The 26153-nt window shown below is 59.0% G+C and carries 25 protein-coding genes and 2 pseudogenes; 5 read left to right on the forward strand and 22 right to left on the reverse strand.

Features of this window, described 5'->3' with window-relative positions; translation table 11 throughout:
- Positions 1 to 286: 286 nt before the first annotated feature.
- From KT882_RS26105 to KT882_RS30845, 4 genes and pseudogenes are all read right to left on the reverse strand, one after another.
- The gene (locus KT882_RS26105; protein WP_228893668.1) at positions 287 to 658 is read right to left on the reverse strand and encodes a DUF6869 domain-containing protein; all 372 of its coding nucleotides are present in this window, start codon (positions 656 to 658) and stop codon (positions 287 to 289) included.
- A 305-nt stretch (positions 659 to 963) separates the two neighbouring features.
- Entirely contained in the window at positions 964 to 1434 is a 471-nt protein-coding gene (locus tag KT882_RS26110; protein ID WP_228893669.1) for a hypothetical protein, read from the reverse strand.
- 6 nt (positions 1435 to 1440) lie between these two features.
- Positions 1441 to 1746, reverse strand: a pseudogene (locus KT882_RS26115) (DUF4329 domain-containing protein); the annotation flags it as partial.
- Between the two features lie 15 nt (positions 1747 to 1761).
- On the reverse strand, positions 1762 to 2244 hold the full coding sequence (locus tag KT882_RS30845) for an RHS repeat-associated core domain-containing protein (protein WP_321170301.1): 483 nt from the start codon (positions 2242 to 2244) through the stop codon (positions 1762 to 1764).
- A gap of 95 nt (positions 2245 to 2339) precedes the next feature.
- On the opposite strand from KT882_RS30845, the gene KT882_RS26125 reads away from it, so the two are divergent.
- On the forward strand, positions 2340 to 2495 hold the full coding sequence (locus tag KT882_RS26125; protein WP_228893671.1) for a transposase: 156 nt from the start codon (positions 2340 to 2342) through the stop codon (positions 2493 to 2495).
- On the opposite strand, the gene KT882_RS26130 is transcribed toward KT882_RS26125, so the two are convergent.
- On the reverse strand, positions 2492 to 3508 hold the full coding sequence (locus tag KT882_RS26130) for an IS30 family transposase (RefSeq protein WP_267478617.1): 1017 nt from the start codon (positions 3506 to 3508) through the stop codon (positions 2492 to 2494). The genes KT882_RS26125 and KT882_RS26130 overlap by 4 nt on opposite strands.
- Before the next feature lie 53 nt (positions 3509 to 3561).
- Between KT882_RS26130 and KT882_RS26135 the strand changes: the two are divergent.
- Positions 3562 to 4619: pseudogene (locus KT882_RS26135) on the forward strand (IS3 family transposase); the annotation flags it as partial.
- Here the strand turns inward: KT882_RS26135 and KT882_RS26140 are convergent.
- From KT882_RS26140 to KT882_RS26195, 12 genes are all read right to left on the reverse strand, one after another.
- Positions 4565 to 4846: a hypothetical protein gene (locus tag KT882_RS26140; RefSeq protein ID WP_228893672.1), complete on the reverse strand. Its 282-nt coding sequence runs from the start codon at positions 4844 to 4846 to the stop codon at positions 4565 to 4567. The pseudogene KT882_RS26135 and the gene KT882_RS26140 sit on opposite strands and share 55 nt — an antisense overlap.
- 161 nt (positions 4847 to 5007) lie before the next feature.
- The gene (locus KT882_RS26145) at positions 5008 to 6525 is read right to left on the reverse strand and encodes an RHS repeat-associated core domain-containing protein (RefSeq protein WP_228893673.1); all 1518 of its coding nucleotides are present in this window, start codon (positions 6523 to 6525) and stop codon (positions 5008 to 5010) included.
- A 119-nt stretch (positions 6526 to 6644) separates the two neighbouring features.
- A complete protein-coding gene (locus KT882_RS26150) occupies positions 6645 to 6854 on the reverse strand; it encodes a hypothetical protein (RefSeq protein WP_228893674.1) in 210 nt (69 codons plus the stop codon).
- 2 nt (positions 6855 to 6856) lie between these two features.
- Positions 6857 to 7780, reverse strand: coding sequence for an RHS repeat-associated core domain-containing protein (locus KT882_RS26155; RefSeq protein ID WP_228893675.1), 924 nt, complete (start codon positions 7778 to 7780; stop codon positions 6857 to 6859).
- Positions 7781 to 7976: 196 nt separating this feature from the next.
- Complete coding sequence (locus tag KT882_RS26160) at positions 7977 to 8333, reverse strand: hypothetical protein (protein ID WP_228893676.1); 357 nt, start codon at positions 8331 to 8333, stop codon at positions 7977 to 7979.
- Positions 8330 to 9286, reverse strand: a complete 957-nt coding sequence (locus KT882_RS30850; RefSeq protein WP_407682024.1) for an RHS repeat-associated core domain-containing protein — start codon at positions 9284 to 9286, stop codon at positions 8330 to 8332. Before KT882_RS30850 ends, KT882_RS26160 begins: the two co-directional genes overlap by 4 nt.
- 432 nt (positions 9287 to 9718) lie before the next feature.
- A complete protein-coding gene (locus KT882_RS26170; protein WP_228893677.1) occupies positions 9719 to 10342 on the reverse strand; it encodes a hypothetical protein in 624 nt (207 codons plus the stop codon).
- Between the two features lie 38 nt (positions 10343 to 10380).
- Entirely contained in the window at positions 10381 to 10764 is a 384-nt protein-coding gene (locus tag KT882_RS26175) for a hypothetical protein (protein ID WP_228893678.1), read from the reverse strand.
- Positions 10765 to 11192: 428 nt separating this feature from the next.
- Positions 11193 to 11522 carry a hypothetical protein gene (locus tag KT882_RS26180; protein WP_228893679.1) on the reverse strand — a complete coding sequence of 110 codons (330 nt, stop codon included), beginning with the start codon at positions 11520 to 11522 and terminating at the stop codon, positions 11193 to 11195.
- Between the two features lie 91 nt (positions 11523 to 11613).
- The gene (locus KT882_RS26185) at positions 11614 to 12054 is read right to left on the reverse strand and encodes a hypothetical protein (protein WP_228893680.1); all 441 of its coding nucleotides are present in this window, start codon (positions 12052 to 12054) and stop codon (positions 11614 to 11616) included.
- On the reverse strand, positions 12051 to 16310 hold the full coding sequence (locus KT882_RS26190; protein ID WP_228893681.1) for an RHS repeat-associated core domain-containing protein: 4260 nt from the start codon (positions 16308 to 16310) through the stop codon (positions 12051 to 12053). The genes KT882_RS26185 and KT882_RS26190 overlap by 4 nt, the downstream gene beginning before the upstream one ends.
- Positions 16311 to 16442: 132 nt before the next feature.
- Positions 16443 to 17345 carry a LysR family transcriptional regulator gene (locus KT882_RS26195; RefSeq protein WP_228893682.1) on the reverse strand — a complete coding sequence of 301 codons (903 nt, stop codon included), beginning with the start codon at positions 17343 to 17345 and terminating at the stop codon, positions 16443 to 16445.
- Between the two features lie 125 nt (positions 17346 to 17470).
- Between KT882_RS26195 and KT882_RS26200 the strand changes: the two genes are divergently transcribed.
- Both KT882_RS26200 and KT882_RS26205 read left to right on the forward strand, forming a co-directional pair.
- Positions 17471 to 18310 (forward strand): phytanoyl-CoA dioxygenase family protein, encoded by an 840-nt coding sequence (locus tag KT882_RS26200; RefSeq protein ID WP_228893683.1) that lies wholly within the window; start codon positions 17471 to 17473, stop codon positions 18308 to 18310.
- Between the two features lie 91 nt (positions 18311 to 18401).
- Complete coding sequence (locus tag KT882_RS26205; protein WP_228896761.1) at positions 18402 to 19211, forward strand: sugar phosphate isomerase/epimerase family protein; 810 nt, start codon at positions 18402 to 18404, stop codon at positions 19209 to 19211.
- Here KT882_RS26205 and KT882_RS26210 read toward each other — a convergent pair.
- The 4 genes from KT882_RS26210 to KT882_RS26225 form a co-directional block, all read right to left on the reverse strand.
- Positions 19202 to 21247 carry a CHASE domain-containing protein gene (locus tag KT882_RS26210; protein WP_228893684.1) on the reverse strand — a complete coding sequence of 682 codons (2046 nt, stop codon included), beginning with the start codon at positions 21245 to 21247 and terminating at the stop codon, positions 19202 to 19204. The two genes, KT882_RS26205 and KT882_RS26210, sit on opposite strands and share 10 nt — an antisense overlap.
- A 93-nt stretch (positions 21248 to 21340) precedes the next feature.
- Positions 21341 to 22438 carry an HD domain-containing phosphohydrolase gene (locus tag KT882_RS26215; protein ID WP_228893685.1) on the reverse strand — a complete coding sequence of 366 codons (1098 nt, stop codon included), beginning with the start codon at positions 22436 to 22438 and terminating at the stop codon, positions 21341 to 21343.
- A gap of 70 nt (positions 22439 to 22508) precedes the next feature.
- Positions 22509 to 22790: a hypothetical protein gene (locus KT882_RS26220; RefSeq protein WP_228893686.1), complete on the reverse strand. Its 282-nt coding sequence runs from the start codon at positions 22788 to 22790 to the stop codon at positions 22509 to 22511.
- A gap of 110 nt (positions 22791 to 22900) precedes the next feature.
- Positions 22901 to 23335 (reverse strand): EamA family transporter, encoded by a 435-nt coding sequence (locus tag KT882_RS26225; RefSeq protein ID WP_228893687.1) that lies wholly within the window; start codon positions 23333 to 23335, stop codon positions 22901 to 22903.
- A gap of 251 nt (positions 23336 to 23586) precedes the next feature.
- Here KT882_RS26225 and KT882_RS26230 point away from each other — a divergent pair, with 251 nt between their 5' ends.
- Positions 23587 to 24801: a sensor histidine kinase gene (locus KT882_RS26230; RefSeq protein ID WP_228893688.1), complete on the forward strand. Its 1215-nt coding sequence runs from the start codon at positions 23587 to 23589 to the stop codon at positions 24799 to 24801.
- A gap of 30 nt (positions 24802 to 24831) precedes the next feature.
- On the opposite strand, the gene KT882_RS26235 is transcribed toward KT882_RS26230, so the two are convergent.
- Positions 24832 to 26070: a hypothetical protein gene (locus KT882_RS26235; protein ID WP_228893689.1), complete on the reverse strand. Its 1239-nt coding sequence runs from the start codon at positions 26068 to 26070 to the stop codon at positions 24832 to 24834.
- Positions 26071 to 26153: the final 83 nt, after the last annotated feature.

A 26153-nucleotide genomic window follows, 5' to 3' on the forward strand; every position in this document is an offset into this window, starting at 1 on the left:
TGCCTTCAGCTATGGTCCGCCCTTCCCATAGTTGAAGCCTAGTATTTTCATTTAAGAAAAATCGTGGATATAAGATTCTTTCTAAAACAAACAACAATCTAATACTACAGACACGATCCACCCCCAAGACCGTATTCAATCGAATATGCCCTGCCTATCGCGTGCAGCACACCGTCGCGCACTCCAATAAAAGGATAGCCGGCAAGGACGAAAATAGCGGCTTGAGCGACTCCCATTTTGCCGTTTTGACGGATTTTTTGCCCTATTGAGCGACCAGTCACCCAACCTAAGAATGAATACGAATCAATCTTTGAAGCTGTTCCCAAACCTCGTCCGCCATGGAATTTTTCCAAATCAGCTTCATAACCTCAACAAATTTATGCTCTTCATGGCAGTACTGATTAATCAAAATCAAGGCTAAGTTTCCATGATGCACCAAAAGGTCTTCTATAGGCCCAGCGGCCAGGTTGGATATAATCTTATTGTCCGAATTTCTCTCGTATATTTCTACTATAACCCTCCACGAATCATGTGGCCTTTTTCTACAAAAATCCGATAATTTATCAAAAGACCAAAATTCCTTAATATATTCATCTGAGTTTAATTCTGCGTGATGCAGGCGTATCCAAGAAACCGCAAGTTTTTCAAACTCACTCACCACTACTCCAGTTAGATATTATAAGCCCACACACTTACGCAGATGGCCCCATATTTTCGGTACGACAAATGCCCCGCTGCGGCGCCCAGGGCCAACTATTTTTTCAAAATATTCGAGTAAGGCATCAACGTTCACCGTTCTTTACCACCACGTCGCCGGGCATCGTTCGATGCCTGCACGGCCTCTTCGGCTCGCTTAGCGGCTGCAAGATCTGCCTTACCTATCTCATGAATTAAATTCTCAATTTCCGCTTTATGCATGCTGGTCAGCTCGCCGGCGGCGTTGTATGTAAAGGTCCGACATCACTATCGTGCTAACAACTTATTTCTATCCCGTTTAAGCGACGACCGTCTAACGGACCAGTTACCCAGCCTGATGACATTCTGAAGCGATCCCGCACGCGCACCGAAATGGCCCTGCGCAGTAGCGCTGAAACGACCTTCGATAATCACGTAGTGATCGTTCAACTTGCGCCACGATCGCCCTTGCGAATCACTCAACTCGATCGCCAGTGAGTTCTTCTCCATCGAATATTCAAAGTCTTCCAGGTGCAGATACACAGCGTCGCCTTCAAACTCGAGGTGCATGAACCCTATAACGCGGACCAACTTTCCATCGAACAGCTCCGGATTGGTGATCAACTGGATTATCGACACATCCCGGGGTTCGTCCGCGTACGCGGCACCGCCAATCGTCAATGCCAAAAGAACAGATAGCAGCCATGCCGACACACTTTTCATATAGTTGCTTCCTCTCGGAGCAGTACGTTTGTCCATGGGTTTCTACCTGATTCTTCCGATAATGTCGACTTTTCCATCGAAAGCCGTTCCATTTGCCGTGTATCTCAAAATATTTCCATTGGGAGCCCCGATGAAAATGGCGCCTTCTCTGTCTCCCCATATCTGGTCGCCACCGGACACAATGTTCGGGTTGCCCGTGCCGTTGGCGGCAGTGGCAACATTCGGATGCGTGTGGTACATACCGACATTCTTGCCACCGTTCGGACACTCGAGTGGCGGCACCTTGCCCATGTCCTTGGTATTGCCCTCCTCTGGGTTGGTGTATGAATATTTCCCGTTAGGCATTTGATAGACCCGTCCACCCTACTCGTTGCCGGACTTCGCCGTCAGCGGGAAAATGTCCCTTATTGCCGCGACAGCAGCCAAGTTCGCGGTCCGGTAAGGATCGCCTGGCGCCAAGCCCAAGAAATCGGAGTAAGCGAGCGGGTTTACACCGACATAGGCGTAGGTATTGATCCCTCCTGCAAGCCCGATGGGATCGCTTTGGATGTAGCGTCCAAGCGCAGCATCGTAATACCGGTTCCAGTTGTACCACAACCCAGTTTCGTTATCGATATACTGTCCAGGGAAGCCGACATTCAATCCCCCTACCGTATCGACCACTACCTTGCGGTCAAACGCCGCGTTTTCCGCGCGCCACACGACAGCGCCTGCGGTATTGCTTAGCACTTCGGGCCTGCCAAGGTGGTCATTGTGGCTGGCGTAGAACTGGCCACTCCGCACGATTCCCAGCAACTCACCGCCTATCCAGACGTAGCTGGTTGGCGTGGCGCCGGTTTCTGTCAATAGCTCTCCTTGCGGTCCATACACGTAGGCTGCCGTGGTCTAATTTGCCTGGACACCTCAATAGGTGGAAAATTCACCATCTGAGGAGTTAAAGCATGACAACAAGAAAACGCAAGACATTCGATCCGAGCCTGAAGCTGGAGGTGGTCAGAATGATCAAGGAACAGGGCCTGAGCATCCAGAACGTCAGCGAAAGCATGGACATCGGCCAAACTGGGCGGTTTCAAATACCAAGCGCAACACTGGGTTAATTAACAGTGTCAGTTGAATGTTGTAGCAGTTCGATGTGTTGAGTATAAACGACGAGTGGCGATTCGTAATTGAGCCTTGCTCTGGGGCGCGTATTGAGCGATAAGGCGATGGCGTCGAGCTCGTCCTGCGAGTAGATCGACAGGTCGGACCCCTTCGGCATGTATTGGCGCAGCAGCCCATTGGTGTTCTCGTTCGAGCCGCGCTGCCAAGGGCTGTGCGGGTCGGCGAAATAGATCTGGACACCGGTGCGCGCGGTAAGGATTTTATGGCCGTGCATCTCGCGGCCCTGGTCGTAAGTCATGGTCTTGCGCATCGCCGCCGGCTCGCGGTTGAGCACAGCGGAGAAGCTGTCGATGACCGCCTTGGTGGTGGCGTTGTCCATCTTGGCGAGCACCACAAAGCCGGTCGTGCGTTCGACCAGCGTGCCGACCGACGAGCGGTTGGCGGCGCCTTTGATGAGGTCGCCCTCCCAGTGGCCAGGGATGAGCCTGTCCTCAACCTCTGCTGGACGGATATGGATGCTTTGCATATCCGGGATTTGGCCGCGCCGGTCAGTGCCCCGGCTGCGGGGTTTGCGGACTTGATTGTGGTGGCGCAGACAGGCGATCAACTCGCGCTTGAGTTCACCGCGCGGATGCACGTAGATGGCGTTGTAGATAGTCTCGTGGGACACGGTCGCGGTAGGGTCGTCTGGCCAAAGGGCCTTGAGTTTGCGCGCTATTTGCTGCGGTGACCAGAAAAGATTCAGGTGATGCCGGACCACCTGGAATAACACGCCGTCCGGATGCAGTTTCGGCAGGCGGCGTGGCAGCACGCGCCGGGCTTGACACTGCGCATGGGCGGCGTCGGCGTCATAGACTCCGACGCCGCTGGTGCGCTTGAGTTCGCGGCTGATCGTGCTGGCAGAACGACAAAGGCGTTTAGCAATGGATCGGGTGGAGCACTGGTCGTCGCGCATGGTCATGACGACAGCGCGCTCCTGGGTTGTCAAATGTTTGTAGATTCTCGCCATGGCGGCACCTTACAGCAAAAGGTGTTGCACTTGGTCTTTGAGAACACCCTGCTATCCGGCGCTGGCTGGCGCAATACAGTGCCGAGCAAAGCGGCCAGCCGGGCATCGGCAAACCACTCACCGCCGAGCAGCAGCGCATTCGGCAACTCGAACTGGAAAATCAGCAATTGCGGCAGGATGTGACCATCTTAAAAAAGGCCTCGGCCTTCTTTGCCCGCGAAATGAAATGATCTATCAGCTCGTTCATCAACTGCAAAAGGAGGCCATTCCGGCCCAACAAAGCTGCCGCGTTCTGGAGGTAAGCCGATCAGGCTACTACGCCGCGCAACGACGCTCCGCCAAACCGGCGGTGTGCAAGGCTAGCGTGCATCTGAAAGCCGAATTTCAAGCCAGCGGGCAAAGCTACGGCAGCCGCCGTCTGGTTTCGGCCATGGCCAACGCCGGCTTCCACATCGGGCGCTACAAGGTGCGCCGTTTGATGCGCCAAGCGGCTTTGAAGCCCGTCTGGAAACGCAAGTTCGTTCACACGACGGACAGTAAGCACGACCTGCCGATCGCCGCCAATGTGCTGAACCGGCAGTTCAATCCGCCCGCGCCCAACATGGCATACGTATCGGACATCACGTACATCCGCACCGGCTCCGGCTGGCTGTACTTGGCCGTCGTGATAGATTTGTACGCACGCAAGGTGGTCGGCTGGTCCATGGCGCCAAGCATGCCTGCCAAGCTCGTCTGCGAGGCCCTGAACATGGCCATCCAGCAGCGGCGCCCAGGACCCGGCCTGATCGTCCATTCGGACCGGGGCAGCCAATACGCCAGCGAGCTCTACCAAGACCTGCTGGCGACGCATGGTTTTGTTTGCAGCATGAGCCGGAAAGGAAACTGCTGGGATAACGCCGTAGCAGAACGCTTCTTCCTGAACCTGAAAATGGAGCGCGTCTGGCAGCGCCAATACGCCAATCACGCCGAGGCAAAGACCGACATCACCGACTACATCGTCGGCTTCTATAACTGCAAGCGCATCAATTCAGCACTGGGCAATCTGCCGCCCGCCGTCTATGAACGGAAAATGGCAGTGCATGAACCTATCGTAGTGTCCGAAATTACTTGACCACCGCAGGCCGTACCCACGCCGATGTTTTTGTAAGCGCGCTGGTTGTAGATGTTGGACCGGTAGTCGCCAACCTGCACACCGCTGATGGTGACCGCGCTCATCCGGTTGAATAGGTCATAGTCGTAGACACGGTTGCCATCGGTGCGCGTTTCGGTGTGGACGTTGCCGATCGCATCGTAGCCAAAGCTGCGCGACTTGCCGCCGCCGCTCCAAGAGGATTTCACGCATTATTTCCACGCAACAATCCAACCTATTAACACTAAAGAAAAAACGACGCCGCAAAATATCCAATACCCAATTTTCTCTCCTCGAGACATTTCATCATATTGTTCATTTCTAGTTTTCGTGAACCCATCTCTAAGCAATTGCCGCATAGATTTTTTCATTATTTTCCATATGTAATTGGCGAGACGCTTGCCCCTACAGACCCGACACCGTATTCAATCGAATATGCCCCACCTATCGCGTGCGATACACCGCCACCCACTCCAATGAAAGGATTGCCTGCAGGCACGAAAATAGTGGCTTGATTTCCCGCACCGTTTAAGAAGGAGTCAGTTTTGGCTCCATCCACTCCGGATCCAACGATGCTGCCCGCCACGATGCACGCCCCGGGCTTTGAAACTGGTGCAGGATATCCTCTGAATAGACTGCCTTGCATGTAGACGTTTCCATTATGAAGGTTTACTGCTGCTCCGACGGATACAATATAGATGTTTCCGGACGCAGCGATATAGTCCGGGCCACGGACTGCTCCAGAGAGCGCATCTGTTGTTGCTATCCAAAGCTGTCGTACTGGGTTTTGGTTGGATCGTATCGAAAAATCGTACGAAGAGTCATCTAACCCACTCGCATCAACACGACTTATCGGATTTCCTGCGACATATGCATAGGTATTAACTCCTCCGGCGATCCCGATCGGATCGCTTTGCAGGTAGCGTCCGAGCGCAGCATCGTAATACCGATTCCAGTTGTACCACAATCCAGTTTCGGCATCCAGATACTGCCCAGGGAAGCCGACATTCAAGCCACCAACGGTATCCACCACTACCTTGCGGTCGAACGCCGAGTTCTCAGCGCGCCACACCACAGCGCCTGCGGTATTGCTCAGCACTTCGGGCCTGCCAAGGTGGTCATTGTGGCTGGCGTAGAACTGGCCACTCCGCACGATTCCCAGCAACTCACCGCCTATCCAGACGTAGCTGGTTGGCGTGGCGCCGGTTTCCGTCAATAGCTCTCCTTGCGGTCCATACACGTAGGCCGTACCCGCGCCGATGTTTTTGTAAGCGCGCTGGTTGTAGATGTTGGACCGGTAGTCGCCGACCTGCACACCGCTGATGGTGACCGCGCTCATCCGGTTGAACAGGTCGTAGTCGTAGACACGGTTGCCATCGGTACGCGTCTCGGTGCGGACGTTGCCGATAGCGTCATAGCCAAAGCTGCGAGACTTGCCGCCGCCGCTCCAGGAGGCGAGCCTGTTGCTTTGCGTGTCGGGCGTAAATGTATAGGCCGTGCCTTGGCGACTCTGGCTGGTACGGTTCCCCGCGCTGTCCCAATTAAAACTTTGCGCGTCGCTGCTGCGGGTCACGGAGTTGACGCGGTCCGCCGCGTCGTAGCCGAAGCCGGAGGTCATGGCGCTGTACACGCCGTCAGTGAGGCTGTTGATCAGGTCTGCATTGTTATAGCCCAGCGTGACGTTGTGTACGCCGCTGCTGCTCATCTGCGCAATGCGGCCATCCGTGTCGAGCGTCACTAGGCGCGGCAAGCCGTTGCCGAAGCGCCAGGCATAGCGCTGCAAATTCGCCGGCTGGTACAGGAAGTTGGTAGCCAGCGTGGCCGACGCGCCGCCGACGTTGCTGGTGATGCCGGAAACGCGGCTATAGCTGTCGTAGGCATATGCCAAGGAACGTGCACCGTGCCAGCGCTCGCTTCGTGGCTGGACGCCCCGTCTTCGGCCGGGTTGGCTTCCTATGCTTCGCTCCGGCAGCGACTCCAATTCTACCCCGCACTCGGGACTCAAGATTAAGGGCCTCGCACGAACCACAGCACTACCAGCGCAATCAAAACGAGCAGGCCGACTATTCCGAGGACATAGCCGATACGGAAGATAAGAGGCTCCTGTCGCCAAACCTCTCTGAACGAATCTCGATAACCCGGCTTGAATAAGCGCAATGGGTTCAGGCTACCGAGAAGGTCTTTGAGAATCTGGATGACGGTGACAAAGAGGTCCATCTTTATTGCACCATCGCCAAGCCCCATTGCAGGCAAGTTGTAGAGCCGCCCTGGCCCGGCGACGACATTACTGGGCCAGTCGTCGGCAGCGTAGCGGCACCAGTCGGGTTGGACGCAGAGCACTGGAGCGGCGGCTGCGGAATATGGGTAACGCTCACCAAGCAGACCGACTGAACCTTAGGACCCCAGGCATCGTAGGCATTACGCGTTCTTGAACTGAAATTCTGAATCGCACCATTTCGCATCTGATTGCCAATCCAAATCTGTCCGTTGATGTCGCCAGTCCCTCGATACATCGTCCCCTGAGGCATCCCTTTCTGCAGCCCTCCTGGGTCCACATTGCTAACGGGGTTGCCCTCGAAATATGCGTACGTATTGATCCCACCTGCAATCCCAATTGGATCACTTTGCATATAACGTCCAAGCGCAGCATCGTAATACCGGTTCCAGTTGTACCACAATCCAGTTTCGTTATCGATATACTGGCCAGGGAAGCCAACATTCAGTCCCCCCACGGTATCGACGACCACCTTGCGGTCAAACGCCGCGTTTTCCGCACGCCACACGACTGCGCCGGCGGTATTGCTCAGCACCTCGGGCCGGCCAAGGTGGTCATTGTGGCTGGCGTAGAACTGACCGCTCCGCACGATTCCCAACAATTCACCGCCGATCCAGACGTAGCTGGTTAGCGTGGCGCCGGTTTCGGTCAACAGTTCCCCCCTGCGGTCCATACACGTAGGCAGTGCCCACGCCAATGTTTTTGTAGGCGCGCTGGTTGTAAATGTTGGAGCGTAGTCGCCGACCAGCACGCTGCTGATGGTGACCGCGCTCATCCGGTTGAACAGGTCATAGTCGTAGGTACGGTTGCCATCGGTGAGGCCAGGCGCCTGCCTGACGTGCCCGCTGTCCTGCGGCAGCGGCTCCATCCCAATCCCCCCCTTCCCGGGGAAGGGAGCGAGTCGCCCTCTGCCGTCACGGTGCCAGCCAGGAACCCCGGCAGGCACCGCTCACGGCGAGCGTCGGGTGTTGCGCCGCCGCGTCAAGGCCGAGCCCTGCGGGTGGCTTGGCGGTCAGCCTGGACCCGCAGCTTCACCTCGAACACAGCGCGCGAGCCACAATGCTCTACGGCGAGACCCAGCGCGACTTCTTGATGACGTGGCTGTTCTTATCCAATTCCACCGACCAAGCCTCTGTGTCGAGCGACAACCGGTTCTCAAACCAGAGCCGTTCTGCACACTCGCCGCCACACGGTTGACTTGCATAGCGTGCGAACAGCGCGCCAGGTTTCTCTCGGACAGATGGCTGCGTGCCGAAGCGGGCAATCACAGAAGCCTCCGTGTCTCCAACCTGTACAGCGTCGAAGGCCGAATTGCGAACGCGTGACTTGTAGGAGCATGCCCCAATGCTTCCGGCAACGGCTACACCGATAAGCAGCAGAACGACTGTCAGCACGCTTTTTCCCTTTGAAGCCGCCGTCATGGTCCGAACTTCCCAAGCACCCCGGCCAATCCAGGAGGAATTGGTCCACCCTGGGGAATGAAATACGTCATGGCGCCTGGCAATCCTTGGACATCACGCGCCAAGCCGCCAGGGAACGGCACACCATTGGTTGGAATTCCCGCCGAGTTGAGAACCTGGTTGGTTCTAACCGCACAGTTGTCTAGCTTCCCGATGCCATTCATGTCTGGGTGCGCCTTGATGAAAGCAATTGCAGCAGCATCCTGCTGAGGAGTCGTCGGCACGATGGTCACCTGCTGCGCACGTGAGGCACTCTGGCTGGAGAGGTATGCCCCAACAGAACTTCCCAGCGGCGTGTCGTTTCCGTAACTCGCCATGCCATATCCCTGCACGGCCGACCCCGTATGCCCGAAGAAATTGAGGCTTCCATCGCGCACACCGCCGGTGATGACCATTACATCAAGGCCGCTCGGGTCAATACCGCTCAGCGGGTTGCCGCCCACATAGGCATATGTATTTATTCCTCCCGCAAGTCCACTCGGATCGGATTGGATATAACGTCCGAGCGCGGCATCATAATAGCGGTTCCAGTTGTACCACAATCCAGTTTCGGCATCCACATACTGCCCAGGGAAACCCACGTTCAAGCCCCCAACGGTATCCACCACCACCTTGCGGTCAAACGCCGCGTTTTCCGCACGCCACACGACAGCGCCTGCGGTATTGCTCAGCACTTCGGGCCTGCCAAGGTGGTCATTATGGCTGGCATAGAACTGGCCACTCCGCACGATTCCCAGCAATTCGCCCCCTATCCAGACGTAGCTGGTTGGCGTGGTGCCGGTTTCCGTCAATAGCTCTCCTTGCGGTCCATACACGTAGGCAGTACCCACGCCGATGTTTTTGTAAGCGCGCTGGTTGTAAATGTTGGAGCGGTAGTCGCCGACCTGCACACCGCTGATGGTGACGGCGCTCATCCGATTGAACAGGTCGTAGTCGTAGGTACGATTGCCATCGGTGCGCGTCTCGGTGCGGACGTTGCCGATCGCGTCATAGCCAAAGCTGCGCGACTTGCCGCCGCCGCTCCAGGAGGCGAGCCTGTTGCTTTGCGTGTCGGGCGTAAATGTATAGGCCGTGCCTTGGCGACTCTGGCTGGTACGGTTCCCCGCGCTATCCCAACGGCATCAGACATATCTGATAGCGCCAAAGCAACGCAATTAACCCACGTAACACGTCGTTACTAAGAGAGCGCACGTCAACTCAATGAAAAGCCCACGTCCCACGCGACGAACATCTTTTATGGACGAAATAACCTTGAGCCTTTGAAAAAAACGATCCTCATCACGCGTCGAATAAAACGTAGTCAACTCTATTTTCAACAGCATCGGGCCTCCGTACCACGCTGACTATTACAGGTGATCAACCGGCCGTAGCGTGTTAGCTGGGTGAAAAGACTCAAATTTCGTTCCTGGCTTCCCCTCCCATAGATCAAGTTGGGTAACTTTTCGCCGAATGACATTACACCGCCATACGCCTTTCGTACGTGTAGGGGCTCCGCTAAGCGCAGCAGTAGCAGCAATTGGGCCATTAACCACTGCCTCGAACCCTGTTTTCGTTCTGATTAAATCGATTTGGCGAATAGTATTTTCGCCCCAAACGTACCCCCCACCACTCAACCAGAACAATCCCCCGTACGTGAAGTAGCTGCGCAACACAGGAATATGCTTAACTTCACCTAAAGTCATAGCAGCAGTTATAGGCGCAAACTCCAAAGTTGCTTTCCACAGTTGCGAGGTATCAGAGTCAGCCAAGTCCTCCCATGCTCGAATAGACAATACATTTCGCGTGCCTACACCTATCTGGTGCCCCACATTGGCCTGCCCATAAGGCGGCTCATCAAAACGCTTGGTAACAATTGAAGCCTTTTCAATCAAAAGGCACGTTATTGGCACTTTGGGCGTGGGTTGTTCCTCAACAGCACCAGCGTGGACACGAATCGAGCAGGCGGTGACAAGTATAACGAGAACCATCATCCGGGCTCTGCAACTTATAGATGAAGATGAAAGCAACATTATTTTGCACATTTGCAGAGCTTACTGCGCATGGCCTGGAATCTTTCCCAACTTGCCTCGGCATTCTTGGCGGCGTAAGGATAGATTACATCGTGATATGCTTCCTGCCACGTAAAATGTCCGACCTCGTGATAATAGGTTTCCAGGACTTTGAATTGCATTCTCGCGTCCAGTGGTTTGAGAAACATTTTATTTAGGTGTATATAACCGTCAAAACCTTCTTCCCGCCCTAGAATTTGAGCTTGCCCGTACCATCCCATTCCGGCGTAGCCGAATTTTGGCGAACCTTTACCAAAATTCATATTAGGGACACGCTCTCTTGCAGTCTTCTCTGCAGCATCAATATCACATTGTTCCAGCCCCGTCGGATCAATCCGGCTCAATGAATTTCCCTCAACATATGCGTAGGAGGGTGTCAGCCAACCATTGGATGAACCGCCTCGGCAGCCTTGTTGAGGCGGTATTTCAGCAGCCTGCCAGGCGCGTCACGAGCCACGCACATTCAGCACAAATCCCAGAAAAACAAGCAGAGCCACACCTGCGGTGGCAATACCAACAGCCATCGAGAGGATAATCCTAATCAGTGCCGCTCCTTTAAATCCAGAATAAAAAACCCATCCATTATATGAAAACAAAAAAAGCAGCCCAACCATCAAAGGTATGTAGGTTCCATTATTTTTTTCCGAGCATCGGCAAAACCCAGAGGTATCCTCCAATCAACGCACATAGGATAAGAACGGATGCAGCGAGGATACGAGCAAAACTAATAGCCCCCAACATCATACCGGGTTCATTCATCACCGCCTCCATTCTACTCCGGGATTTTCACGCGAAGGCGATTTTCCAGATCCAATAACTTGGCCACCTCGCTTTTGCAGTTGTTGGTCACGATTCCATTTGAATGTTTATTCCTCGCGTTGTTCATAGTGTCGAATGCCAACCGAACAAATGGGTCCAATGTGGCATTACCAACCTTCTGCGCGAGACCATCTTTCAATGCCTGCTGAGCGGTCTTCAGTTCGAGTGGTTGATTTAGATTCCATCCGCGCAAGTTCGCATCATTTCCCCAGCTGTACGTCAGGTCGATAGCCCCATCACTGCCAGTTATAGCGACAAATGTATGAGTTATCGGATTGGACATGCTTCGTGCGAAGCTCCCAAAAAACTGCAAGTCCCTGTTAGCCAGATATGTATCCAGTCCACTTCAAAATATTAGAGCGAAGCATCAACGTTTACCGTTCTTTACCACCACGCCGCCGAGCACTGTTCGACGCCTGCACGGCCTCTTCGGCTCGCTTAGCGGCTGCGGGATCTGCCTTACCTATCTCATGAATTAACTTCGCAATTTCTGCTTTATGCATGGGATTTTCATCACCCATCAATAAGGCAATTAATTCCAACTTTGGATTGATCCCGGGGCATTTCACTGCCTCACGAAACCAAATTATTGCGTCTACGGATTTAAGCGTAAAGTTTCCGTGATACCTAGCCAGCTTATAGGCTGCCTGACAATCTCCGTTACGTGCACTTATTTCAAGATCAATGATCTCTTTCGAAGTCAAATTAAACTCTGAACTGGGGCTTACAGCCATAGAGTTTGGTTCCTTTTTTAAAATTGCATAGCCAACCAAAAGCAAAAATAAAAAAACCATAGAAAATGCAATTATCTTCATTTAAGTATAGGTGAAAAAGATTTCCAAGAGCCAGGAACACCTTGCGGAGGACCGCTTGGGTAAGGACCAGATCCTCGCAAGCCTGAGAGATCATACCAAGTAAAATTCAGCGGCGCAGTTACATCTACACCAAGTTTATTAGCCAACTGTTGCGCGAATGAAGGTTTTCCATTGACTGAGACTCCAGTATTACATGCCCCTAAAATTACGGGCTTACCTTTCCAATTCGGATCATTGCGAATCATTTCTGCAAGATCATTAGGGAAAATAGGTCTAATTCCATCCCGCCGATCCTCCATATTTCCTGGATTTCCGTGGCCGGCTACTGTGTAGGCCCAAGGTGCTGACCAAGCATTTCCACCTGGATAGGTAACCTCATCATGATAAAGCCCTCGGGGATTAAACAAGTTCATGTCGGCCAGCCCCTGCGGATCGATGTTGCCGATCGGATTCCCTTCCACATAGGAATATGTGTTGATCCCACCAGCAAGACCGATCAGGTCGCTTTGAAGATAGCGTCCAATCGTGCCGTCGTAATAACGATTCCAGTTATACCACAACCCAGTTTCGTTATCGATATACTGTCCAGGGAAGCCGACATTCAATCCCCCTACAGTATCGACAACCACCTTGCGGTCAAACGCCGCGTTTTCCGCACGCCACACCACAGCGCCTGCGGTATTGCTCAGCACTTCGGGCCGGCCAAGGTGGTCATTATGGCTGGCATAGAACTGGCCACTCCGCACGATTCCCAGCAACTCACCACCTATCCAGACGTAGCTGGTTGGCGTGGCGCCGGTTTCGGTCAATAGCTCTCCTTGCGGTCCATACACGTAGGCGGTACCCACGCCGATGTTTTTGTAAGCGCGCTGGTTGTAAATGTTGGAGCGGTAGTCGCCGACCTGCACACCGCTGATGGTGACGGCGCTCATCCGGTTGAACAGGTCGTAGTCGTAGGTACGGTTGCCATCGGTGCGCGTCTCGGTGCGGACGTTGCCGATAGCGTCATAGCCAAAACTGCGCGACTTGCCGCCGCCGCTCCAGGAGGCGAGCCTGTTGCTTTGCGTGTCGGGCGTAAATGTATAGGCCGTGCCTTGGCGACTCTGGCTGGTACGGTTCCCCGCGCTATCCCAATTAAAACTTTGCGCGTCGCTGCTGCGGGTTACAGAGTTGATGCGGTCCGCAGCGTCATAGCCGAAGCCGGACGTCATGGCGCTGTACACGCCATCAGTGAGGCTGTTGATCAGGTCTGCATTGTTATAGCCCAGCGTGACGTTGTGTACGCCGCTGCTGCTCATCTGCGCAATGCGGCCATCCGTGTCGAGCGTCACTAGGCGCGGCAAGCCGTTGCCGAAGCGCCAGGCATAGCGCTGCAAATTCGCCGGCTGGTACAGGAAGTTGGTAGCCAGCGTGGCCGACGCGCCGCCGACGTTGCTGGTGATGCCGGAAACGCGGCTATAGCTGTCGTAGGCATACGTCAGCACCAGGCCGTACGGATAAGTCATGGTGCTCAGCCTGCCGACCGTGTCGTAGGTCCAGCCGTTCGTGTAGGTGCTGCCGTAGATTTGATTGGCCTTGCTGGTCAGCTCGCCGGCGGCGTTGTACGTAAAGGCCATCTGGCCCGTGCCGTCGTTGGTGCGGGTCAGGCGGCCTTTTCCGTAGGTGCCTTCGTCATAGGTGAAGGTGTTGGCAATGCCGGGACTGGTGCGTGTGGTGGGACGGTCCAGTTTGTCCCAGCCGTAGGTAATGGTGACGTTGTCCGCCCGCGTCTCCGTGTACAGCCGGCCTATGCTGTCGTACGCGTAGGTGGTGGTGCCGGTGTCGGGGCTGGTGCGCGAGACCACATCGCCAAAGCCGTTGTAGGTGTAGGTCGTCGTGAGCAGACGCGGATCTTGCACCGACTCCAGCATGCCGTCGTTGTCGTAGGAAAGCGTGGTCACGCCGCCATCGGCAGCCGTGCTCTTGGTCAGGCGGTTCTGCGCGTCGTATTCGTAACGGGTGACGTGGCTGGCCGCGTCGGTCACGCTCTCCACATTTCCGTTGAGATCGTAGCGATAGTTCACCAGCTGGCCCGCGTTGCCGGACGCCGTGTACGGCCGGCCCTGCGAATCGAGTGCGGTAGTGGAGCTGAAGCTGCCGGATACAGATGCCGTAGGTGTACTGCCGGCGGCGACATGCCGTTCCGAACTGCTGGTCACTGTTTTATTGGGAGCGTTGATTGCCACCGTCTCGAACTTGCCCAGCGCGTCGCCAGTTTGGTAGAGCCTGGTCGCAGCGTTGTAGCGATAGCGTTTGACGCGGCCATCGCCAAAATTGATGTCGGTGACCTGCCTGTTGTTGTTATATGTATAGGTGGTCGTTCGCGTCCCGCCGCCAGGCACGGTCAAGGTCGTGCTGAGCAAATTCGTATTCGGCGCAAACACCATGGTCGTGCTCACGCCATTGATATCGGTGTACGTGCCCGGGCGCCCCAGCCCATCGTAGTTGCTCCAGGATTCCTGCTGGTTAAGCCCGTTAGTGCGCGTTGCTATATTGCCGTAGGCGTCGTAGGTGATCGTCGTGACCGAAGTGGTACCCGCAGGCAGGGTACGCGTGATGGTCTTGGTGGCTATGGTGCCGTTGGCGTTGAAGGTGTAGGCGTACGTGGTCTTCTTCTGCTTGCCGGTCTTCAGGTCATCCATCGTAATGCTGGCGATTCGGCCATTCGCCACGCCGGAGGTGTGGTAGCCGTAGGTGGTACGGGCATAGGCAACCCCATTCGTGCCGATGAAATCGACATGGTCGATCTGGTTTCCCGACCAGATGTTGCTCACCTTTAGGGCATCGGCCGTGCCATAAGCGGTCGTCACACTTTGAATCCGGCCGGTGCCATCGACGTTGTATTGCGTGCGGTTGCCTTTCCAGTCCAGCGTGTAGTCAATGTAGCCTTGGGCTGTGTAGAAGGTGCTCGCGCTGGAAGCGCCGCACGTCGATGTGCCGGTGCGTTCGACGGAACTGATTTTTTGCTCGCCCAGCACAGTCGTAAAGTTATACACCGTGGGCTGCCCGAGTGCATTCGTTACCGTGGTCTTGTTCGTGCCGTAAACAAAGCTATCGCTCTCTTCGCCGCCCGCCAGCGCGCTTTGACTGACACGCTTGTCGGGATAGTAACTGTATGTGCTGTAGCGGACGCCGTTGATGGTAATGCCGGTCAATAAAGTCGGATCGGCGTTTTCGTAGAGATAGCCCCGGACGTCGGCGGTCTGACCGGATTGCACCGGCGCGGTAACCGATGTCAGCATTCCATTTGTGTTGTAGCCGTAAGTCCAAATCTTGGACGATGTATCCTTCAGCGTACTCACGCGGCCATTGCTGCCATACGTCAGCTGGATAAACTTGCCGTTGGTATGGGTAATTTTATCCACGCGGGAGGTGCTGTTGACGTACGTATAGCTGACGCCAACACCGCTGTTTTCAAGCACGCTGATAATATAGCCGCTTGCATCATAATAGTATTCAATTTCATCCTTAATAAGGATCCAGCTATTATTTGGCGTATACCAAAGCTCTCCGGTAGAGGCTGAACCGCCGACGTTATAGACATAGGTATCGCCTTCCGCCATCGTGGTAGCGGATTTGCCTGGAGTCTTAATGAGAGTGCGTGCGCGGCTGGCCCTGGTCTTCTCAGCGGAGGACATCGCGGCGGCCAAGACGATACTGCTGAACTTATAGGTGAACTTGGTTCCATCCGGCTGGGCGATGGTGACGGTCTCTGGAATGCAGTCTCCGGTTTGCTTTACTGAGCAGCCAGCCAAGGTGAACATTACCCGGGGAACCTCGATGCTTGACATCCAGTTGGGGCCGAACATCGCGCCGCTGGTCTGCTTGCTGCGATACATTCGGGATACACCAAGCCCATACGCGCCGTGCGCGACGTAATCTATTTCCTCTTTGACTTTCTCGCCGGTGGCTAAAATGACCGGCTTGCAGGTCTTGGCGGAAGTTCCGGAATCTGATGCGGTTGACGGCTTCTGCTGTTCTTGGGTGGCGGGACTGCCACCTCCGCCGCCGCCACCGGCCGACGGCGTGCTACCACCGCCGGCCTCATAGAAAGTATCTCGACCATTTTGGCACGCATATTTCATCGTCCCCACATAGCCGTCGCACCTGTCCCCCGGCACAAAAACTCGCGGGATGTCACTATCCTGCGCAAAAATAGGGTTTGCAAAGAAGCCACTGCAAAAATACACGAAAGCCAACCGGAAAAATACTTTCAATTTAATAGCCTCTTTGGAAATTTTAATTATTTACCAAACGTAATTTATTAAAAAAAATCCTATGAGTCAATTAAATACTAATCAATATCAAATAATTAATATCTACTGATTTGATATTCAATAGCCATCGGCTCACTGAACCGGCAGCGCCTTGTCCCACGGCGGCACCGGCTGGTATTCCGCCACCAGGAAATCAATCAGCGCGCGGACCTTGGGCGAGGGCTGGCGGCTGGCGGGGTACAGGGCGCTCAGGTAGTTGAGCGGCAGTTCCCAGTCGTCCAGCACGGGCACCAGCGTGCCGTCGCGCAGCGCTTCGCAGGCGAGGAAGGTGGTGCTGTAGACGATGCCCAGCCCGCGCAAGGCGGCCTGGTGCAGCACCAGGCCGTTGTTCGCGGTGAAGGCGGCGTTGATGCGCACCGACGTGCGCCGCTCGCCCTGGCTGAAGTGCCAGGTGGCGCCGTCCGTCAAATGGCTGAAGTGCAGGCACTGGTGCTGCGCCAGGTCTTCCGGCGCCGCAGGCTTGCCGGCCCGCGCCAGGTAATCCGGGCTGGCGCACAGCACGCCCTTGCACGGCGCCAGCGGCCGCATCGCGAGCGCGTGACTGTCCGGAATACCGCCCACGCGTATCGTCAAATCAAAGCCGTGCTCGATGGGGTCGAGCAGCGCGTCGTCCACGTAGAGCAGCGGCGTCAGCTGCGAATGCGGCAGGCTGAAGCGGGCCACGGCGTCCGCCAGCCACATGCTGCCGAAGCTGGACGGCGCCTGGATGCGCAGCGGCCCGGCCAGCTCGCCGCCGGCGTGCGCAATCGCGCGCGCGGCTTCCCGCGCCTGCGCCACCGTGGCCATGCACGGTTCCAGATAGGCCTGGCCGATGTCGGTCAGGCTCACTTCACGTGTGGAACGGTGCAGCAGCCGCGCTTGCAGCTTGTCCTCCAGCTGCATGATGTGCTTGCTGACCATGGCGCGCGTCAGCCCCAGCCGGCGGCCCGCCTCGCTGAAGCTGCGCAGCCGTGCCACTTCGACAAATATTTCCATTGCTCTGAGCTGATCCATCAGCCATTGTCTTCATTTTGCGGACAATGTGTCAACCGTTTGCCGATTGTGACGCCGCCGGGGCAGCCGTACAATGGCGCACCATCCATACCAAGGGCGTCCCCGCCATGCTGAACGAAGCACAAAAGCAACAATACGAGCGCGATGGCTACATCGTCATCCCCGGCTTCAAGAGCCTGGCGGAAATTGCCGCGCTGCGTGAGCGCGCCGCCAAGATTGTCAACGAATTCGATCCAAGCGTGGCGCAGGGCATCTTCACCACCAAGGACCAGGAGAAGAAGGCCGACGAGTATTTCCTGCGTTCGGACAACACCATCCGCTGCTTCTTCGAGGAAGAAGCCTTCGGCCCGGATGGCCAGCTGAAGCAGGCCAAGGAACTGTCGATCAACAAGATCGGCCACGCCATGCACGACCTGGACCCGGTGTTCCGCGCCTTCTCGGCCGATCCCAAGCTGGCCGCCGTGGCGCGCGACCTGGGCCTGGCCGAAGCCCAGGTGTGGCAGTCGATGTATATCTTCAAGCAGCCCGGCATAGGCGGCGAGGTGCGCTGGCACCAGGACGCGACCTATTTCGACACCACGCCCATCAGCGTGACCACTTTCTGGTTCGCGCTGGAAGACGCCACGCTGGACAACGGCTGCCTGTGGGCCGAGCCGGGCGGCCACCGCACGCCGCTGCGCGAGCGCTTCGTGCGCAATGGCGACAATATCCGCGTGGAGAAGCTGGACGCCACGCCGTGGCCGGACGACTCCACCGCAGTGCCGCTGGAGTGCAAGGCGGGCAGCCTGGTGTGCTTCCACGGCCTGCTGCCGCACTACAGCGCGCCCAACCGGTCACCCGTGTCGCGCCATGCCTATACGCTGCACGCCACCGATGCGCGCACCGCGTACTCGCCGCAGAACTGGATACAGCGCGGCGCCGAATTCCCGGTACGGGGCTTCATCTGAGCAATGGCGGGTTACGCGGCTGCGCCGCTAACCCGCCCTACTCGACCGTCCCGCCATACCGCCGAACCGCCATACGGAGACTTTTGTGAAAATGATGATTTTCGCCCCGCACTGGGGCAGCAACGAGCTGGCGCCGCAAGCCTTTATCGATAAGGTGGCGGCGGCCGGTTTTGACGGCATAGAGATGTCGCTGCCGCTGGACGCTGCCGCGCGCGCGGACTGGACCGGCCGCATTGCGGACGCCGGCCTGGCCCTGATCGCACAGCAGTGGGAAACCGTATTCCATCCGCAGTTCGACGCGCACAAGACGGCGCTGGCCGAGCTGCTGCACAACGCCTGCGCGGCGCGCCCGCTGCTGGTGAACACGCACACCGGCAAGGACTTCTACAGCCAGGCGCAAAACCTGGAGCTGATCGCGCTGGCGGACGCCATTTCGCAGCAGCACGGCGTGCCCATCGTGCACGAAATCCACCGCAGCCGCTTCAGCGGACACCCGATGCTGCTGCTGCCCTACCTGGAAAAGCTGCCGCAGCTGCAGCTGACGGCAGACCTGTCGCACTGGTGCTGCGCCTGCGAATCGCTGCTGGAAGACCAGCCGCACACGCTGGCCGCCACGCTGCCGCACGTGCGCCACATCCACGCCCGCGTGGGCCACGCCCAGAGTCCGCAGGTAGCAGACTTCCGCGCGCCGGAAGCGGCCGATGCGCTGCAAGCGCACCTGCAATGGTGGGACCGCATTGTTGAGCTGCGCCGCGCCGCGGGCGCGGAAGTGATGACCATGACGCCGGAATTCGGCCCCGCGCCCTATCTGCAAACCCTGCCCTACACCGGCCAGCCGGTGGCCAATCAGTGGGAACTGAACGTGGCCATGATGCAGCTGCTGCGCGCCCGCTACGGCTGAGTCAGCGCCGCCCGGCGCAGGTCTTGCCCTGCGCCCTGCCCCTCACCTTCGCCTTCGCCGCCATCGCGCACCGGCGCCACCAGCGGCAGCACCAGCGTCACGGTGGTGCCCTGGCCGGGCTCGGACTGGATGGCAATGGTCCCGTGCAGCACGCCGGTCACGATGTTGTAGACGATATTCATGCCCAGCCCCGAACCGCCCTGCCCCATCTTGGTGGTGAAGAAGGGATCGAAAATCTGGTGCAGCGTGCGCGCCGACATGCCCACGCCGTCGTCGCTGAACTCGATCTGCGCCTGGCCGTTGCCCTGCGCCACGGCGCGCAGCCGTATCATGCCGCTGTTGCGCCCTTCGAAGGCGTGCAGCATGGCGTTGTTGATCAGATTGCTCAGCACCTGGCTCACGCTGCCCGGATAGGAATCGAATTCCAGCTGCTCCGGCACTTCCACCACCACCTCGCAATTGGCGCGCCGCAGCTGCGCGGCGAAGGTGGCCAGCACGTCGCCCACCACGCCGGCCAGCAGGAAGCGGCGGCGCTGGCCGCTGGTCTGGTCCACCGCCACCTGCTTGAACGAGGTGATCAGTTCCGCCGCCCGGCTCAGCGAACTGGCGATAATGGCGCAGGCCGTGCGCGCGTCGTGCAGATGCGCGTCCAGCGCCGACTTCTTCACACCGCCGTCGGCCAGCTTGCGGTCGAACTCGGCCACCATATCGCTCAGCGCGGTGGCCGTCAGCAGGCTGTTGCCGATGGGCGTGTTCAGCTCGTGCGCAATGCCGGCCACCAGCGCGCCCAGCGACGCCATTTTCTCGGACGTGATCAGATTGGCCTGCGCCTGCTTGAGCGTGGCCAGCACCAGCGTCAGGTCGCGGTGCGCCAGCTCGGCGTTGGCCTTCTGCGCGGCCAGCTCGTCCAGGCTGCGTTCCAGGCCGTGCTGCGTCTGCACCAGCGCGGCCTCGGTTTTCTCGCGTTCGGCGATGTCGCGCCGCAGCTGGCCGGCCAGCGCGCTGTTGCGCTGCGAGGCCACCAGCAGCATGGCGATCAGCGCGCTGATCAGCGTGCCGGCGGCGGCGATCAGGCCGATGCGCAGGTCGCCGCTGCTGTAGCGCGTGCCGGCATGGCCCTGGAACTGCACCAGCCAGCGCCGCTCGCCCACGTTGAAGGTGGCCTGCGTGGTCAGGCCTGGCAAGGGCAAGGCGCGCGCGCCGCTGCCGATCTTGCCTGCGCTGTCGTACATCAGCGTGTCTACCGTGGCCGGCAGCGGCACGTCGTCGCGCAGATAGCCGCCGTCGTGGATCTGGATCGACATATGGGCCAGCATGGGCGAATCGATCACTTCGCGCATCAGGTTGTTCACGCGGAACACGATGGCGACAAAGCCGATCAGCGCCGCGCGGCGCTGCTCCACCGTGTCCACCGGCCCGTTGCGGTACACCGGCGCGCGCGCCACGAAGCCGGGCTGGCCGCTGGCGTCCTGCACCAGCGTAATGCGCTCGGTGGCGATAATCAGGTTGCTGTCCCGCCCCATCTCCAGCGCCCGCTTGTGCGGCGGCAGCGCGGCCAAGTCCAGGCCGAAGGCGCTTTCATTGCCCACCATGGGCTCGTTGTATTCAATGATGTAGTGCGGATCGCGCACGGCGGCCGGGTGCAGCGCGAACTGGGGATAGCCCTCCGCCAGCAGGCTGGTGTCGGCGCGCACGCCGGCGGCAAAGGCAGGCAGCTGGGCGGCCGGCACCACGCGCACAAACTGGATGGCCTGGAAACCGGGATAACGCTCGGCCAGGCGCAGCTCGTGCACGTAGTGGTTGAACTCGGCGCGGCTGACATTGCCGTTTCGCACCGCATACATGCCTTTGATGCTGAGCAGGGTGTCGAAATAGGTTTGCAGGCGCACGCTGGTGTCGCGTGCAATCTTGTCGGTGTCGCGCTGGAAGCTGGTGCGCAGGTTGTGCTGCTGGGCGTCGGACACGAACATGCACACCCACACGGTAATGCAGATGCCAAGGACAAACGCCAGGAAACCATGTATGCGCAAATGCATGTCTATGCTCGACGTGGAACGCGGCGGTGCAGCCTGCCGCAGGGCTGAAACGACTATAGCATAGCCCTGCGGCTACATATACAAAAGCAACGCTTATTGCACGGCGTCCTGAAATTCCGCGGCAATTTCCATGAAACGCTGCTCGGCCATCAGCATGGCGTCCACCACGTCGGGGTCGAAATGCTCGCCGCTGCCCTGGCGTATCAGCTCAATGGCGGTCTCGTGGGTGAAGGCCGGCTTGTAGACGCGCTTGGAGATCAGCGCGTCGTACACGTCGGCCACCGCCATCAGCCGCGCCGACACCGGGATGGCTTCGCCGGCCAGGCCTTGCGGATAGCCCGAGCCGTCGAACTTCTCCTGGTGCGAATAAGCGATCTCGCGCGCGAAGCGCAGGAAGTCGTTGGAAAAGCCCAGGTGCTGCTCCACGCCGGCAATGGCGTCGCGGCCGTAGACGGTGTGCAGCTTGATCTGCTCGAATTCCTCCGGGCTGAGGCGGCCCGGCTTGAGCAGGATGGCGTCCGGGATGCCCACCTTGCCGATGTCGTGCAGCGGGGCGGCCTTGTACAGGAAATCGATATTGCGGTTGCTCAGCTCATGGTTGAAGCGCGGATGGTGCTGCAGCTCGCGCGCCAGCGCCACCACATAGCGCTGCACGCGGTGGATGTGGTTGGCGCTTTCATGGTCGCGCGTTTCGGCCAGCGAGGCCAGCGCCCAGATCACCGCGTCCACCATCATGGTCAGTTCCACCGTGGTTTCCGTCACCAGCTCTTCCAGGTGCAGGCGCTGGCGGGCCAGCAGCTCGGCCGAACGCCGCAGCTGCAAATGCAGGCCCACGCGCGCCAGCACGGTTTCGGCGACCAGGGGCTGGGTGATGACGTCGGCCGCGCCGTCGCAATGGCCGCGCTGCTCCAGCTCCGGCTGCCCGGGCGGCACCATCAGCAGCAGCGGCAGGCCGGCCGTGTCCGGGTTGCGCTTGAGCTGCTGGCAGACGGCAAAACCGTCCACCTGCGGCAGCCCGGCGTCGAGCAGCACCAGGTCGGGGCGCGGTATCTGCTGGGCGATGCGCAGCGCCGCCGGGCCGTCGGCGGCCAGCTTCACTTCGTAGAGGTCTTGCAGCAGGCCGTTCAGCCACAGCAGCTTGTCCGGCGCCGCGTCTGCGATCAGGACGATGGCCTTGTTGTTGTCGTTCATGGACTGCGCCCTCCTGACTGGTTTGATCAGTAATTATTACCAGCCAGCATCATACATGAGGGAGCGGCGACTATTCACACAAGGCCGGGGTGCCGTCCTCGAACAGGGCGCCGAAGCAGCGCGTGCAGTGGTAGCAGAACAGATGGGCGATGCGCACATTGTCCTGGCGCGGCACCAGCTGCAGCTGGCCTTGCCGGCAGGCCGGGCAGAATTCGCGCATGGCGCCAACGGCGGCAACATCGCCGGCCAGATAGGTATCTTCGCAACGCTCGCCGTCGATGACCGTGACAGGATCAAGTTCAACCAGCAGCAAGGCCGGAGCCTCGCCGCGCAATTCAGGTGTCCGTTTCATTACGTTCGTCCCCTAGCCGCTTTCTGGAGAAGCGGACTGTATCACCTTAGCCAAATCGTACTTCACTGACAAGCAAAACTTGCAGCAAAAATTCTCAACGGAATCCGCAGTCAGCCGTATTTGACGATCACCAGCGAGCCGGCAACGATCAAGCCGCCGCCCACGCAGACCGCCCAGTTCAGCTGTTCGCCCAGCACCACGGCGCCGAGCAGGATGGACAGGGCAACGCTGAGCTTGTCGACCGGCGCCACGCTGCTGAGCGGCCCCAGCTGCAAAGCCCGGTAGTAGCACAGCCACGACAAGCCCGTCGCCACGGCGGACAGCACAATGAAGGCCCAGCTGGACCAGCTTGCCTGCGGCGGCCGCTGCCACTCATTGCGCAGCGAGATCACGCAGGCCGTCACGCCCACGATCACGATGGAACGCACAAACGTCGCCATATTCGAATTCAGCTCCGTCACGCCCAGCTTGCCCAGCAGCGAAGTCAGGGCGGCGAAGAAGGCCGAACCCAGTGCGAACCAGACCCATTGTGCGTTGGCAGCCATAGTATGTGCGGGAAGAGTGGAAGGACTGGCGCAGAATATCACCGCTGGCCAGACGGCGCAGGCCGCGCGCGGGATGTGACGTTCTTGCAACATGGCGGGCGCGTCGGCGCCGTCGGGACGCGTGCATTTAACGCGCTCCTCACGCCTATTTGACGAAGTGTTGACGGCCCGGATGCTAATTTCAGTTTTTTCCGACTGCCACCCGCCTGCTCCGTGCCCACCCTCCCCTATCCCCGCAAGGCATCCTGACCATGTCCCTGCGCCGCCGCATCACCGCCGCCTATGCCTTGTATGCGCTGGGCATGGTGATTTGCTTCACGCTGATCACCACCTTCACGGTGGAAGGCATAGAAGGGCATCTGGTGGACGCCCGGCTGCGGCAGGCCGCGCTGTGGGCGGTGCCGCGCCATGCCGCCGGGCTGACGGTCGAAATGCCGGCCGGGATCAGCTTCCACCAGGACCAGGAAATCCCGCACGCGCTGCGCGACCTGGCCGACGGCATCCACGACAAGCACATCGAGGGCCACGGCCTGCATGTGCTGGCGGGCAGCGCCGAAGGCCGCCCCTATGTCGTGGTCGATCACCAGAGCGACTACGACAAGGTGGAGGTGGTGGTGTACTCCATGGTGGCCTGCTGCATGATAGGCTTTCTAGTGTTCTCCTACTTCTTGGCGGGGCATCTGGCGCGCGGCGTGATCAACCCGTTGGCGGCCTTGTCGGAGGCGGTGGCGTCCGGCCAGCCCTTGCCTGACATCGTCCACCCGCGCGAACTGGCCGAACTGGCCCGTGCCCTCAACGAGCGCACCAGCTCGCTGAACCAGGCGCTGGAGCGCGAGCGCTGCTTCGCCGGCGACGCCAGCCACGAACTGCGCACCGCGCTGACCGTCATCCTCGGCGCAGCCGAGGTGTTGCAAGCGCAGCCGGGCGCGAACTGCGCCGAAAGGTCGCCCGTCCAGCGGATAGTCCGCGCCGCCACGGAGGCCAGCGAACTGGTGCAGGTATTGCTGCTGCTGGCGCGCGCGCCCACGGCCGAGCAGGCGGCGCCGGTGGACATAGCCGCCATCGTCGCCAGGGCGATGGCGCGCCACGCGCCGCTGGCGTCGGCCAAGGGCGTGCAGCTGCGCCTGGGCGAGTCGGTTCCGTTCACCGTGCATGCGCCGGCCGAGCTGTGCGCCGCCGCCGTGGGCAATCTGATCCAGAACGCCTGCATCTACACCGAAGCCGGCGAAGTGGCGGTGCGCTATCAGGCGCGGCAGCTGGTGGTGGAGGACACGGGCGGCGGCCTGCCGGCCGCCGTGCTCGCCGCCATTGCGGACAAGGCCGCGCCGCCGTCACAGGGATCGGCCGGCACCGGCCTCGGGCTGAGCCTCACGCAGCGCATCTGCAACTACCTCGGCGGCAGCCTGGCTTACGAACCGACGCCGGACGGCGGCAGCCGCTTCACCATCACCTTCGCCCCGCTGTGAGGCCTGCGGCCGCTGCGATTCCCTGGCAGCTCAGAAATGCCAGCGCAGCGAGCTGGTCACGCTGCGCTCCACTTGCCCCGGGCGCAGGCTGACCATGCTGCGCGCGGCGCGCTGGCTGTCCACCGCCAGCAACTCCATCGCCAGCGTCACCCCATCGTTCAGCGGCCAGGTGTAGGCCAATGCCAGCGATCTGCCTTTTTCATTGTTGGGATCGGACGGAAGAATGTCATGCTCGCTGGTACTGAAGCGGTCATAGCGTAGCGCCAGGCGGCCAGGCCCCACGGGGTGGCTGGCCAGCACATACCAGGCCCGGAAGTCCAGGGCAACGGCATTTTTCCCCATCAGCGTATCGCCGTGCATGGCTTGCGCCAGCCATTCCCAGCCGCCGCCGGGCCGAAATACCAGACTGGCGTGGCTGAAGCGGGTCCGCCAGCCATACTGGCCGTCTTTGACCACCAGCGGGTCGGCGCGGTTGTCATAGCGCTGGACGGCAAGCTCCACGCGCTCGCCTTGCTTGAAGTTGCCGCCGATGTAGTAGCCGGGCCGGCCATCGATTTCCCGGAACGGCCTGATGCGGCGGTCCTGGCGCGGAATGGCGCCGTCGGCGCGGTAGACCGGCAGATCGGCGAGCCAGACCGCTTCGTGGCGCCCGGCGATGCGGTCGCTGATGGTCCAGCCGCGCCAGGCCAGCAGCGTGCCGGCCGGATCGTTGCCGAAAAATGTCCCCAGCGTCACTCCATAGTCGTAGCTGGCGCCGCTGTGGCGGCCCAGATGCGTCAGCTGCATCTCCACCCCGTTGGTGCGCAGCTCCTCTCCTAGCCAGCTATTGATGGCGGAACTCGATATGGTGCGTTCCGGGGTCCACGCAATGCCGGCATAGTCGATTTCCACGCTGCTGGGCGCGAAAAAGAAGCCCGCCTTCATCCGCAATTTCCAGGCGTTGACAGGCAAGGGGCTCCATTCCAGCCACGCCTCGCGCACATCGACAACGCCGTGGTGCTGCGCATCCGCGCTCAACACCGCCGACGCCGACAGCGTATCGGTCAAATCGGCATCCCCGCGCACAACGGCCTGGCCAACTCCCAGCCGGTTCGACGTGTTGTCATAGCGGATTTTCCCCAGGCCGGCCTCGGTCCAGCTGCGCGCAGCAACGGCCTCCACCGCGCGCACGTCGAGCAAGCCGCGCCACTCGGCCGCCCCGGCGCTGGCGGTCCAGGCCAGCACACTGCACCAGCCCAGCCAGCCCAGGCTCTTCAAGAGTGCACCCATGCGACCTCCCCCACAGCGATTTTGGACATGCGCGCATCTTAGCTGAAAACTCGCAGCCAAACTTTCATCAGAGTTTGCTTGCA

The sequence above is a fragment of the Pseudoduganella aquatica genome (genome assembly GCF_020865585.1).
Taxonomy (GTDB): Bacteria; Pseudomonadota; Gammaproteobacteria; order Burkholderiales; family Burkholderiaceae_D; genus Rugamonas; species Rugamonas aquatica_A.

Excerpts from the sequence above, each read along its gene's own strand:
- KT882_RS26170 (WP_228893677.1), bottom strand. The coding sequence starts at position 10,342 with ATGATGGTTCTCGTTATACTTGTCACCGCCTGCTCGATTCGTGTCCAC.
- KT882_RS26220 (WP_228893686.1), bottom strand. The coding sequence starts at position 22,790 with ATGAAACGGACACCTGAATTGCGCGGCGAGGCTCCGGCCTTGCTGCTG.
- KT882_RS26225 (WP_228893687.1), bottom strand. The coding sequence starts at position 23,335 with ATGGCTGCCAACGCACAATGGGTCTGGTTCGCACTGGGTTCGGCCTTC.
- KT882_RS26180 (WP_228893679.1), bottom strand. The coding sequence starts at position 11,522 with ATGTCCAATCCGATAACTCATACATTTGTCGCTATAACTGGCAGTGAT.
- KT882_RS26235 (WP_228893689.1), bottom strand. The coding sequence starts at position 26,070 with ATGGGTGCACTCTTGAAGAGCCTGGGCTGGCTGGGCTGGTGCAGTGTG.
- KT882_RS26210 (WP_228893684.1), bottom strand. The coding sequence starts at position 21,247 with ATGCATTTGCGCATACATGGTTTCCTGGCGTTTGTCCTTGGCATCTGC.
- KT882_RS26130 (WP_267478617.1), bottom strand. The coding sequence starts at position 3,508 with ATGGCGAGAATCTACAAACATTTGACAACCCAGGAGCGCGCTGTCGTC.
- KT882_RS26195 (WP_228893682.1), bottom strand. The coding sequence starts at position 17,345 with ATGGAAATATTTGTCGAAGTGGCACGGCTGCGCAGCTTCAGCGAGGCG.
- KT882_RS26125 (WP_228893671.1), top strand. The coding sequence starts at position 2,340 with ATGACAACAAGAAAACGCAAGACATTCGATCCGAGCCTGAAGCTGGAG.
- KT882_RS26205 (WP_228896761.1), top strand. The coding sequence starts at position 18,402 with ATGATGATTTTCGCCCCGCACTGGGGCAGCAACGAGCTGGCGCCGCAA.
- KT882_RS26160 (WP_228893676.1), bottom strand. The coding sequence starts at position 8,333 with ATGACGGCGGCTTCAAAGGGAAAAAGCGTGCTGACAGTCGTTCTGCTG.
- KT882_RS26110 (WP_228893669.1), bottom strand. The coding sequence starts at position 1,434 with ATGGACAAACGTACTGCTCCGAGAGGAAGCAACTATATGAAAAGTGTG.
- KT882_RS30850 (WP_407682024.1), bottom strand. The coding sequence starts at position 9,286 with ATGAGCGCCGTCACCATCAGCGGTGTGCAGGTCGGCGACTACCGCTCC.
- KT882_RS26185 (WP_228893680.1), bottom strand. The coding sequence starts at position 12,054 with ATGAAGATAATTGCATTTTCTATGGTTTTTTTATTTTTGCTTTTGGTT.
- KT882_RS26200 (WP_228893683.1), top strand. The coding sequence starts at position 17,471 with ATGCTGAACGAAGCACAAAAGCAACAATACGAGCGCGATGGCTACATC.
- KT882_RS26230 (WP_228893688.1), top strand. The coding sequence starts at position 23,587 with ATGTCCCTGCGCCGCCGCATCACCGCCGCCTATGCCTTGTATGCGCTG.
- KT882_RS26215 (WP_228893685.1), bottom strand. The coding sequence starts at position 22,438 with ATGAACGACAACAACAAGGCCATCGTCCTGATCGCAGACGCGGCGCCG.
- KT882_RS26150 (WP_228893674.1), bottom strand. The coding sequence starts at position 6,854 with ATGGACCTCTTTGTCACCGTCATCCAGATTCTCAAAGACCTTCTCGGT.
- KT882_RS26155 (WP_228893675.1), bottom strand. The coding sequence starts at position 7,780 with ATGGAGCCGCTGCCGCAGGACAGCGGGCACGTCAGGCAGGCGCCTGGC.